An 11,621-nucleotide genomic window follows, 5' to 3' on the forward strand; every position below is an offset into this window, starting at 1 on the left:
CCGTGCTTTGCGGCCTAGAGGAGGACCAGGTTGTCCCGGTGGACCACCTCGTCAAAGTCCTTGTGTCCCAGAATCTCGGCGATGTCGCCGCTCCTGTGGTGCATGATCTGCCGGATGTCCGCGCTTCCGTAGTTGGTCAGCCCGTGGGCGATGAGCGCGCCCGACGGGTCGAGGATGCGCACCGCCGCCCCGGCGTCAAAGTTTCCCTCCACGGCGGTCACGCCCGCGGGGAGCAGGCTGCGGCCCCTTCCGAGCAGGGCCTCGCGCGCGCCCTCGTCCACCTGCAGCGCGCCCCGGGCGCTGCGCCCGAAGGCGATCCACCGCTTGCGCTGCGAAAGGGCGCTCTTCGAGGGGAGGAAACGGGTGGCCGGAACGGCCCCTGTCAGGACGCCGTGCAGGATGTTCTCGCGGGTGCCGTTGGCGATGATGCAGGTGACCCCGGCGGCGGTGGCGATCTTCGCCGCGTCCAGCTTGGTGCGCATGCCGCCGGTGGAGGCGACGCTGCCCGCCCCGCCCGCGCAGGCGAGGAGTTCGGGGGTGATCCGCTCCACAGTCTCAATGAGGCGGGCACCCTTGCAGGTGGCGGGGTTGCCGTCGTGCAGGCCGTCCACATCCGTGAGGATGACCAGCGTGTCCGCGTCTATCTTCGCGGCGATCTTGGCGGCCAGCGTGTCGTTGTCGCCGAAGCGCAGCTCCTCGGTGGCCGTCGTGTCGTTCTCGTTGATGATGGGGATGACCCGCCTCATGGCGAAGAGGGACGTGAGGGTGTTGCGGATGTTGAGGTAGCGGCGCCGGTCGTCCAGGTCGGACTGCGTCAGCAGGATCTGGGCGGTGGTCAGCTCCGGGTTGAAGGTCTGCGTGAGCACCTCGTAGTAGTGCATGAGCCGGGCCTGGCCCACCGCGGCGACGGCCTGCTTCTGGGGCAGGAGGGAGGGGCGCCGCTCCATGCCCAGCACGTTCATGCCGCAGCCGACGGCGCCGCTGCTCACGACGACGATGTCGAGGTCGTGGTTGGCCTTGAGGTCGCAGAGCTCCCGGACCATGGCCTCCATGAAGTGGCCCTCGAAGGCCTGCCTCCCCGTCAGGAGGTTGGTGCCGATCTTCACGACCAGCCGCTTGAGTGTGCCTTTGGGTATTTCCATGCGCTCATCCACCCCCGGCCGCGCGCCGGATCAGTCCGGCCGGTATTCCAAGTCCACCCCGCCGATGCGGACGATCTGCCCCTCGGCGGCGCCCATGCGCTTGAGGGCGCTCAGCACGCCCAGCTTCTTCAGCCGGCGGTGGAGGTGCTCCACGGCCTCGTCGTTCGAGAACTCCGTCATGTTCACCGCCCGCACCGGGCCCTCCCCCGTCACCTCGAATCCCTGCGGGATCCGCTGGACGGAGAACGGCGCCTGGTAAGTATATTCCCGGACGGGCACCGATGCATCCTCCTCCGCTTCATCGTCCACCCGGCGCGCGGCCTCCACCTCTTTCCAGACCACCTCGAGGAGTTCGTCCACCCCCTGCCGGGCCGCGCCGGAGAGCAGCAGGGCGCCGGGGACCTTCTTGGCGAGTTTGGGGTACCGCTCGCGGTTCTCCGTAACGTCCGCCTTGTTGAAGGCGATGAGGAAGGGCTTTTCGGACAGCGGGACGCTGTGGGCGCGCAGCTCCGCCTTGAGGATGCTCAGGGTCTCCAGGGGGGCCGGGTCGCCCAGGTCCACGAGGAAGAGCAGCACCCGGGTGCGCTCGATGTGGCGCAGGAAGTCGAGTCCCAGCCCCTTGCCCTCCGACGCGCCCTCGATGATGCCCGGAATGTCCGCCACGGTCATGACCCGGTGGTCGGACAGCGCCACCACGCCCAGGTTTGGCGTGAGGGTGGTGAAGGGGTAGTCGGCGATTTTCGGCCGCGCCGCCGAGATCACAGAGAGCAGGGTGGACTTGCCCGCGTTGGGCAGGCCGACCAGCCCGACATCGGCGATGAGCTTCAGCTCCAGCAGGTACTCCCGCTTCTCCCCCGGGGCGCCCTTCTCCGCGAAGTGCGGCGCACGGTTGGTCGGGGTCGCGAAGCGCGCGTTGCCCCGGCCGCCGCCGCCGCCGCGCGCGGCGAGGAACTGGGCGCCCTCCTCGGTCAGGTCGGCGAGGATCTCCCCGGTGGCGAATTCGCGCACCACGGTCCCGCAGGGCACCTGGACGTGGATGTCCTCGCCCTTTTTGCCGTGGCGGTCCTTTCCCTGGCCGTGGCCGCCGCTGTTGCCCACCCAGTGCGCGTGGTAGCGCAGGTCCAGCAGCGTGTTGAGCCGTCCGGTCGCGGTGAACCAGACATGGCCGCCGTCGCCGCCGTCGCCGCCGTTGGGGCCACCCAGGGGCACGAAGGCCTCGCGGCGGAAGCTCATGCAGCCGTTTCCGCCGTCGCCCGCCGTGGCTCTGGCTCTCACATGGTCTACAAACACAGGGAAACCTTTCCCGCCCCGCCGCCGCGCGCCTGCGCCGCGGAAAGGCGTGATGCTAAAACAAGGACACCCTCAAGGGGCTGAGGGTGTCCGGAAGCGTCTTCATTTTCCAAACGGTGCGGAGCGCGCCCCGCGCCCGGTCACTCGGCTGCGGGGACGACGATGTCCACGCACTGGCGGCCCTTCTTGTAGAAGCGGAACCGCACAACGCCGTCGGCCGTGGCGAAAAGGGTGTGGTCCTTGCCCACGCCGCAGTTCTCGCCGGGGTGGACGCGCGTGCCGCGCTGCCGGATGATGATGTTGCCCGCGACCACCTTCTGGCCGCCGTACTTCTTGACCCCGAGCCGCTGCGCGTTGCTGTCGCGGCCGTTACGGGAGCTTCCGCCCGCCTTCTTGTGTGCCATGTCGTCTCTCCTTTATCGCTGGATTTTCTGGATGAGCAGCTCGGTGTACATCTGGCGGTGGCCCTGCGTGCGCTCGTAGCCTTTCCGCTTCTTGTACTTGTACACCCGGATCTTCTTGGCCAGGCCGTGGCCCGCCACCTGCGCGACCACCTTCGCGGAGGCCAGCGCGTCCGCGCCGGCCGTGACGGCGCCGGCGTCGGCGACCAGGGTCACCTCGTCCAGCTCCACCAGGTCGCCCACGGGCTTGTCAATCTTTTCCACGCGGATGAGGTCGCCCTCGTCCACCTTGTACTGTTTTCCGCCGGTCTTCACCACTGCATACATGGTTCGTGTCTCCGCTTGTCATTTCACCGCGGCCGCCCCCCGGGGCGCCGCGCAAAGGCCGCTATTCCGTCCGCCGGGCGTGCGCCGCGGCATGTCGCGCCGCCGCCCAGGCAAGAGCCTCCATTTTCAACTCGTACACCGCCGACAGCGACGCCAGCCAGCTCGACCGCGGGTTGTCCGGCGACGGCCGGTTCGCCGTGATCGCCGTCAGCTCGCCAAACGCGCCCCGCGCGTGGATCTCGTGCGAGTTCGTCGTCGCCGCGGGGTCCGCAATCACCCGCACCGTCGTCCGCTCGGGGCCGATCCCCGCCAGACTCAGCGCCGCCGCCACGTTCACATTCGCCGGAAACGCCTTCACCGCGTCCAGCGCGCTGCCCTCAAACACAATGTACGGCTCCGTGAGCCCGTCCAGCGTGATGCCGTGCTCCACCAGGAAGGGCGCGCCCGCCAGCCCGCGCGGCGGCTTCCGCGTCGTCAGCGTCACCTCGTCCACCCCCGCCTGCATCGCCGCGCGGACCCCGTCCAGGCCGCAGATCGCGCCCGACGGCATCCGCACGATGATGTTCGCGTCCCGCGCGTCCTCCAGCACCTCCAGGTTCAGCATCAGCCCGGACACGCTCATCACCAGGCAGTTGCGCCGGTGCTTCGCGGACAGGCGCACCACGTCCGGAACCGCCGCCGCCACGGCGCTCTCGACCACAAAGTCGGCGCCGGCGACCGCATCTTCCAGCGTCATCACCTCGGCATTCAACTTGAACCGTTCGCGCAGACCCTCCGCGCGTTGCGCGTCGCAGTCATGCAATGTCACAATCTCGGCGGCAATGCCGCCGCCGCACACCGCCCGGCAAAGCTCGGAGGCGATATTGCCGCATCCGACGATGCCGACTCGCATCTTGGTCATGGTTCCTCCGGAACCGCGTGCGCCGCAGGTACTTCCCAGCGCTAAAAAACAGGCAACCGCCTCCTCGATGGGGAGCGGCCGCCAATACCACCGGGTAAAAAAGACGCCATTCAGGCGCATCGGGAACGAAAGAATACCATACGCCCCCGGAGTGTGTCAAAAAGAATCCCCCGCGGCGGACCGCGACACGCGGCGGCTTCATGCCCACGAAGGGCGCGGCAAGCGGCGCCCCTACATGCCCGCGCCCTGGGTATCCGCACGTGGGGGCGCCGCTTGCCGCGCCCTCTTCCACCCAGCGGCCCACACCCGTGGGACGCCGCTGGCCGCGTCGGCCGGAGCCTTGGCGGGCACGCGATGGCGTCGCAGGATGCTTTTGTGCCGCCGGCGTCTCGCCGGCCTTGTCTTTGGGTGCCCGCCACCGCCCCGAAGAACGCGCCTGGAAGGCGCGGCTACGTTTCCGCCGCCGCCAGCCCCCCCGCCACACCCCCCAGAAACCCCCGCCGACTCAGTCGGTCAAGGTCACCCTGCATGGTCAAGCTCCTCATCGGTTGCGGTCGCTCCAAGCATTAATTAAGGACACTCCGCACCCCCGGGATATTTCACGCGGGCCCGCGACGCACCAAGCCGCCCCCCCCCTGGGAACGCCGATCCCCCGATCGGCCCTTCCTGCCCTTCTCCGTGGGTTCCGTGGCTCCGTGGTGAAAGACCGGCCTTCCCCTCTCCGCCGCTGGGCCGCTGCTCGTCAGCCCTTTACTTTAAACCGGCACCCGTTGACCTTGAAGTTGCTGCATGCCGTGAACGTGCCGTAGCGCCCCGTCTTTGCCACGAGTTGCCCGCCGCACTTCGGGCAGACGCCCTGCGCGATGGCGTCGGCAGTTTCCTGCTCCCGGGCGGCGACGCGGCGTTTCACTGAGCCCACGTGCGCCTTGCGGCGAACCGGGTCGGTGATGTTCGCGGCCTCGATGCGGCGGCTGATCTCGTCGCGGGTCTGCGGGCTCATCATGGGGGTCGCCTTGGTCATGACGGTCTGGACAAGCTCGGAGGTCATGACCACCAGACCGGGCGGCACGTCCACCTTGAGCGTGGCCGTCCGCATGAAGACCACCAGGGGGAACATCGGCGCCTCGCCGAGGTTGCCGAGGGCCGTGCGCAGCGCCTGGACATGCCCGTAGTTTTGGCGCAGCGGGTTATGCAGGGGGTATTTCTGTCCGTGGTTGTAGATGGTCCACTGCGGCGCGTTCTCCCTGCCGTAGATTTTCCCGCTGATGTTCTTCGTCTCGAGCACGAACACGCCGAACCGCGACACAACCACATGGTCAATCTGCGTCGTGCCGTCCCGGGACTCCAGCATCAGGTCGTGGAACACCCGGTACTCCTGCGGGTCCAGCCCCTCCAGCAGTATCCGGACGCGCCGTTCGCCGAAGTGCCCGAAGGCCCGGGCCTGGTAGACCGACATCAGCTTCATCAGCACGGCGGAGACGACTATCACGACGATGGACAGGCCAATCACGAGGTTCATCCGTCACCTTTCCCTTTGGCGCCCCTTTTTCCCGGCTGACCGGGGCGGTCTTTGCCCCTGTCTGCCGGGAAATGACGGCGTAATCTGCCACGGATGAAGCATCAAATGCCACAAATGAAGCTTCAAACGCGGCATATGAAGCTTCATCTGCCGCGAATGACCGTCATTTGTCCCGGATGAAACGTCATCTGAGGCAAATGAAGCCTCATCTGTCCCGGATGAAGCATCATCTACGGCATATGAAGCCTCATCTGTCCCGGATGAAACGTCATCTACGGCATATGAAGCCTCATCTGTCCCGGATGAAACGTCATCTACGGCAAATGAAGCATCATTTGCCTTGGATGATGCATCAGATGCGGCGTTTGAAGGAGGGGATGCGCCGTTTTACCCGGGGGAAACGGGAAAGGAGGACCCGCCGGGGCCGATTCGGGCGGGGGGTGTTTCCGGGGAAATGGCCCCCTCCTGGGAACGCCAATCTCCCGATTGGCCCCTCCAAGCAAACGGCCAATCGGGAGATTGGCGTTCCCAGGGGGAAGACGGCCGCCGTTCCCGGTTTTCTCCGTGGCCTCCGCGGCTCCGTGGTGAAAACAGTCTTCCCCTGCTACTTCGTCTCCGCCTCGACCAGGGCGATCTCCTCCGCCGTCAGGCCGTAGAGGCCGTAGACCAGCCGGTTGATCTCCGCGTCCGTTGCCGCGATCTGGCGTTCCACCACCGTCCGCTGCGCCTCCGAGACCGCCGCCGCAAGCTGCTGGTGAAGCGTCAGCATGGAGGTCACCAGCGTGACCATCCGGTCATGAGATTGCCTTTCGGCCTTATTCTCAAGAGAGACTCTCCGGATTGGGATTTTCTCAAGGAACTGTGTCCAGAAACGGACGTAACCGCCCCGAAGGAATGTTCCGACTTGCCCGAGATACCAGAACAACAGTTTGGAGTTGAGGAGTCCGAGAAGGTAGAGCTGGTTCATTTGGGGATCAAGAGGGATGATGCCGTAACCTGTCTTGTAGAAATGCCCTGACACATCGTGGCAGTAGGACGCAACGTTATTAAAGTCTGGTGCGATGATCTTGGCCTTTGAAAACAGATGCATGCTCTTTGGATAAGCGAAGCCATACCAACCAGCCCCTCGAAAGCGACCTTTCTCCCGCTTTTCAAGAAAGGCCCGGCACATCTCCAAGTAATGCCAAGCCTCCGGGTAATGCCCTTTCAACTCGTTTGGATCGAGAAGGCGGCAAGTGTCAGTCTTGATGTCGTAGGGAGAAATCAGGCACGCCTCTCCGCGTGGGGTGACATAACGCCGAATGTCCTTTCCGCGAAGAAAAGGAACAACGATGCCCGCTTCTACCGTCACCTCAGTCGAAAGCGCTTTCGAGAAACCCGTGATGGTGCCCCCATCCTTGCGAACCCTCTCCAGCACGAACACCTCATCTGCGCTTGTCTGGGTTCCAACAAAGATGTTGGCAATACTTGCCAGTTTCTCCGGCATGGCCGAAAGTCGATCAAGCAGGACGTTGCCACCTCCCACATGAAAGTTCCATTCCTGAGCCAAGACGCTTGATGCCGACACATTGCCCTCAATGCCCCATGAGTCCTCAATGCTGCCATGTTCATTTCCGAGGATGTTTGCCCGCCACCCTTTTGCGTTGCTTACCTCCACATAGCGGCATTCTGGAGCGGGGGCCTTGTCGAGGAAGAGGAGGCAGGTGTAGGTGGTGGCGCCGTCGAAGATTTGCTGGTCTCCGAAGTGGACGACGTGGGCGAGGTGCTGTCCTTCGGCGATGAGCTGTCGGACGGGGGCGCCGTATTTGGCGTTGAAGAACTTGTGGGGGCAGATGAAGCCGAGCCTTCCGGCGGGATTGAGGAGGCGGAGTCCCTGCTCGATGATGACGACGTAGATGTCGTAGTTGCCCTGCTGGGCGGCGCGGTAGAGGCGCTTGTAGATTTCGACTTCGAGGGGGGCCCACTCTTTCATGGTCTGGATGCGGATGTAGGGCGGGTTCCCGATGACGCAGTCGAAGCCGCCGTCTTTCATGGCCTGTGGGAACGCGGCGGCCCAGTCGAAGGGGTTGACGCGGCGCATCTCCCCGGGTTCGGGGAGGAGGTCGGCGGTGAAGTAGTCGGGGCCGATGAGGGAGTTGCCGCACTGGATGTTGGCGGCGAGGTTGGGCAGGACGCGCTCGTGGACGAGCATGCCCTGGCTGGAGAGGGAGCTGTTGTCTTCGCCTTCGAGGGCCTTGAGGAGGAGGGAGAGCTTGGAGACTTCGACGGCCTGGAGGTCAATGTCCACACCGAAGAGGTGGGTGGTGAGGATGCGTTTCTTCTCGCCGATGGTGAGGCGCCACGCGCCGGTGCGGGGGTCTTGGTGGACGGCCCTGGGGTGTTTCCCGGGGCTGTTTTCCTGATACCAGCGGAGGCAGTGGTCGAGGAGGCACTGGTAGGCGCCGAGGAGGAAGGAGCCGCTGCCGCAGGCCATGTCGAGGACGCGGAGGGGGGCTTTCCCTTTTCCCCCGGCGAGCTGGGCGGGGCTCTTTCCGGCGATGCGGACGCCGACGGTGTTGCGGACGATGTAGTCCACGATGTAGGCGGGGGTGTAGTAGACGCCGCCGGCCTTGCGGACTTCGGGCTTCTCCTCGACCTTGGCCTGGTGTCCGGCGGTGAGGCGGATGACCTTGCCGAGGAAGCGCTCGTAGACCGTGCCGAGAATCTCGACGGGGAGGATGCCGAAGTGGTAGGGGGAGCCGTGGGCGAAGTAGAGGCTCTGGAGGATGGGCTTGAAGACCTTGTCGTCGAGGACGAGTCCGGGGGTGATCCTGTCGGGGGGCTCGGGGGTCTCTTTCTCGGCGGTGAAGTGGAAGATGCCGGAGTTGTACTTGTCGTCGGCCTCGAGGCAGAGGGAGTGAATGAAGTGGTGGTAGATGTCGGGCTTCTTGGAGAGGTTCAGGAGCCGCTCGTAGGGCTCGAGGCCGCGGTCTTCGGCCATGCGCAGGAAGATGACGCGGTCAATGGTGCGCTGGACGGCGGCGTTGAGGTCGTCGGAGGAGAGGGCGGGGTTGCGCAGGGCGAGGTTGCGGGCGAGGCTTTCGCGCCATCCCTCGATCTCGCGGAGGAACTCGGTGTCCACCTCGGAGGTGCCGCGCTTGCGCTTGGAGGCGGTGTACTGGTCGAAGGCGCCGGACCAGACGGCGTCGCGGGAGAAGATGTCCCACAGCTCGCGCCAGCGGTCGGGGTACTGGTCGCAGGTGAGGTAGAGGGTGCGCGCGGCGGAGGCTTTGTCGCCGGGGCGGGGCCGGGTGGTGCAGTCGTAGACGGCGAACTCCTCGAAGTCCGTGAGGATGGAGACGGGGACCTTGCCGCTCCACCCGTAGCGGCGGAGCTGGAAGGCGGGGGCGGGGTCGGCGGCGAGGTTGACGCCGCATTTCTTGGCCTCGACGTAGAACTTGGGCGTGGTGCCGACGCGGAAGGCGTAGTCGGGGGCGCGCTGCTGGCCCTCGACGTCGAGGCTGTCCTCCGTGACGACCTCGCGGTACTGCGGGGCGACGAGGGCGGTGTTGCGCAGGTCCCAGCCGAGGGCCTCGAAGAGGGGGTCAATGAGGGCCTGACGGACGTGGGCCTCCTTGGTGCCCGGCCCGCGGTAGGTGTCGCGGTGCTGGGCGAAGAACTGGCAAATCTTCGCGGCCTCGTCGCGGCCCTGTTCAAAAGTCTTTCCCATGCGGCGCCTCCCTTGTCCGTTCGGGGTCCCCGTGATTGACGTGGGGCGATTATAACGGCCCCCGCGCGGCGGGGGAAACTTTTCCCCGCCGCCGTGGTTGCCTATGCCCACGACGCCAACGGCCGCCTGGTCTCGGTGACGGACCCCAACGGGAATGTGACGGGCAGGGCGTATGACCGGTTTGACCGCCTGGTCCGGGTCGCCTTTGCGGACGGACAGGAGGAGACCTTCGCCTATGACGCGGTGGGCAATGTGACGGCCCACCGCGCCCCCGGCGGCATGGCCACCGCCACGGCGTATGACGGCATGGGCCGCCCCACGGCGCGGACGGTCACCCAGCTTTCGGGGCGGGCGTATCCCGGCACGGCGTCGTTCCGCTATGACGCCCTGGGGCGGCTGGTGGAGGCGCGAGACGACGACAGCACCGTCACGCGGACCTATGACACCCTCGGCAATCCGGTGGAGGAGTCGGTCCAGGCGGGCGGCGCGTCCGCCACGCGGCTGCGCCGCACCTATGACTCCCGGGGCCGGCTCGCCAAGCTGGACCCCCCCGGAAGCAACAACACGCTGTCTTGCGTTCGCAACGACGACGGCCTGGTCACGGGGATATCCAGACACACCACCGCCCTCGCCGCCTACGGCTATCTCGGGCCGCGCCCCGTCCTGCGGACGCTGACAAACGGCGCTGCGGCCGTGGGCGAAACGGTCATCGGGTACGAGGCGACGGGCGACCGGCCCGCCGCCATTTCCCATGCGGACGCCGCCAGTGCGACGGTGGACGCGCGAACCTACACCTGGGACAAGGCGGACAACTTGACCGGCTGGCAGATCACCGGCTGGACGCCCCCCACGGCCTCGGCGACCCTGACCTATGACGGCCTGAATCGTTTGGCGCCCGCCAGCATCGGCGCGGGCTGGACGCTGGACGGCGCGGGCAACCGTAGCGGCGGCGGCTATTCCTTCACGGGCAGCGATGAGGCCATGCACCGCTACACGAGCGTGGCCAGCCTGCCGCAGTACCACGACGCGCAGGGGGCGTTGGTGAGGGTCGCCGTGGACGCGGACACGGTCAAGGAATACCACTACGACGTGAACGACCGCCTCGCCCACTACCGTGAGGTGACGCTGGCGGGCGGCACGGGCTTCGCCCCGCTCGACATCGGCGACTGGACCCAGATCAACGGTGCCTGGTCGGTCAGCACGGGCGGGCCGGAGGGCGACTATCTCGAAGAGACAACCTCGGCCATCGGGGCCATCCTCTACACGCCGATCCCCTACCCGGACAACGGCTTCACCTTCCGCTACCGCTCGGCGCACGCGCCTGCGAACCCGGACGGCAACGGCACGCCGGGGCAGTTCAGTTCCAGCGACTACCCGGCGAAGTACTACGCGCAGGCGCTGTTGGCAGTGGACACCAGCGGCGGCGCGCCCTATCCCTACGCCGCCTTGCGCATCGAGCCGGACCGCCTGAGCGTCGTCTTCTTCGACGGTGTTGACCTCCACGAATTGGACAGCGCCGCCGTCACGACGGAGGCGGACGTCTGGTACACCGTGCAACTGCGCATCGTGGCGGGCGGCCCGGAAGGTGCCATGCTCTCCGTCGAGCGCGCGAGCGAGACGCCGGGCGAGCCCTTGTCCGCGCTGATGCAGTCCGTGCCGGTGGGCGACTTGCCCAACATAGAGGGCGACGCCGTCGGCTTCACCGTCGGCGAACTGGCGGACTACGACTTCCAGTTGGTGGAGTACGCGGCGGGCCCGGACCTGACTGCGACCTTCGTGGACTGGGCCTGCGACGCCTACGGGCGCAAGGTGGCCGAGACGGTCTACGACAGCACCAACACCGTCACCTCGCAGACCTTGTATGTGTGGGACGGGTGGCGGCTGGTGGCGGAGCTGGACGCGCGCGAGAACAACCGGGTGGTCGCGGAGTACGTGCCGGGGCCGGGCTATGTGGACGAGACCGTCGCGGTCCGGCGCGACCTGAACCGCGACGGCGATTTCGCCGATGCGAACGAGGGCTTCCTCTACCCGCTGGCCGACCAGCAGCACTCGACCGTGGCCCTGCTCAACGCGTCGGGGGCCATTGTCGAGCGCTACGGCTACGACGCCTTCGGGACCCCGTCGTTCTACGACGGTGCGGGCACCGCGCTGGCCGGGGGCAGCGCCGTGGGCAACACCACGCTCTACACGGGCCGCACCTGGCTCCCCGCGCTGGGCCTCTACGACTACCGCCAGCGCCTCTACGACCCCGCCACGGGCCGCTTCCTCACCCCCGACCCCGCCCAGGACCCCGCCAACCTCGGCAACCCCTACACCTACACCGCCAACAACC

General features: G+C 66.6%; 8 protein-coding genes. 1 reads left to right on the plus strand and 7 read right to left on the minus strand.

Going from position 1 to position 11,621, the window contains the following annotated elements; all coding sequences use genetic code 11:
* Positions 1–14: 14 nt before the first annotated feature.
* The 7 genes from proB to GXY15_04270 all read right to left on the minus strand — a co-directional run bounded on the left by proB (position 15) and on the right by GXY15_04270 (position 9,289).
* Positions 15–1,142: a glutamate 5-kinase gene (proB, locus tag GXY15_04240; GenBank protein ID NLV40422.1), complete on the minus strand. Its 1,128-nt coding sequence runs from the start codon at positions 1,140–1,142 to the stop codon at positions 15–17.
* Positions 1,143–1,172: 30 nt separating this feature from the next.
* Entirely contained in the window at positions 1,173–2,432 is a 1,260-nt protein-coding gene (gene obgE, locus GXY15_04245; GenBank protein ID NLV40423.1) for a GTPase ObgE, read from the minus strand.
* A 140-nt stretch (positions 2,433–2,572) separates the two neighbouring features.
* Positions 2,573–2,836, minus strand: coding sequence for a 50S ribosomal protein L27 (rpmA, locus tag GXY15_04250; GenBank protein NLV40424.1), 264 nt, complete (start codon positions 2,834–2,836; stop codon positions 2,573–2,575).
* A gap of 12 nt (positions 2,837–2,848) precedes the next feature.
* On the minus strand, positions 2,849–3,160 hold the full coding sequence (gene rplU, locus GXY15_04255) for a 50S ribosomal protein L21 (protein NLV40425.1): 312 nt from the start codon (positions 3,158–3,160) through the stop codon (positions 2,849–2,851).
* A 61-nt stretch (positions 3,161–3,221) separates the two neighbouring features.
* Positions 3,222–4,061, minus strand: coding sequence for a DUF108 domain-containing protein (locus tag GXY15_04260; GenBank protein ID NLV40426.1), 840 nt, complete (start codon positions 4,059–4,061; stop codon positions 3,222–3,224).
* A 742-nt stretch (positions 4,062–4,803) separates the two neighbouring features.
* Positions 4,804–5,580 (minus strand): hypothetical protein, encoded by a 777-nt coding sequence (locus GXY15_04265; GenBank protein NLV40427.1) that lies wholly within the window; start codon positions 5,578–5,580, stop codon positions 4,804–4,806.
* A 604-nt stretch (positions 5,581–6,184) separates the two neighbouring features.
* Positions 6,185–9,289: an N-6 DNA methylase gene (locus GXY15_04270; protein NLV40428.1), complete on the minus strand. Its 3,105-nt coding sequence runs from the start codon at positions 9,287–9,289 to the stop codon at positions 6,185–6,187.
* A 93-nt stretch (positions 9,290–9,382) separates the two neighbouring features.
* Here GXY15_04270 and GXY15_04275 point away from each other — a divergent pair.
* Positions 9,383–11,621 (plus strand): hypothetical protein (locus GXY15_04275; protein NLV40429.1); only part of this gene is annotated, 2,239 nt, incomplete at its 3' end.

Source organism: Candidatus Hydrogenedentota bacterium, from assembly GCA_012730045.1.
GTDB lineage: Bacteria > Hydrogenedentota > Hydrogenedentia > Hydrogenedentales > CAITNO01 > JAAYBR01.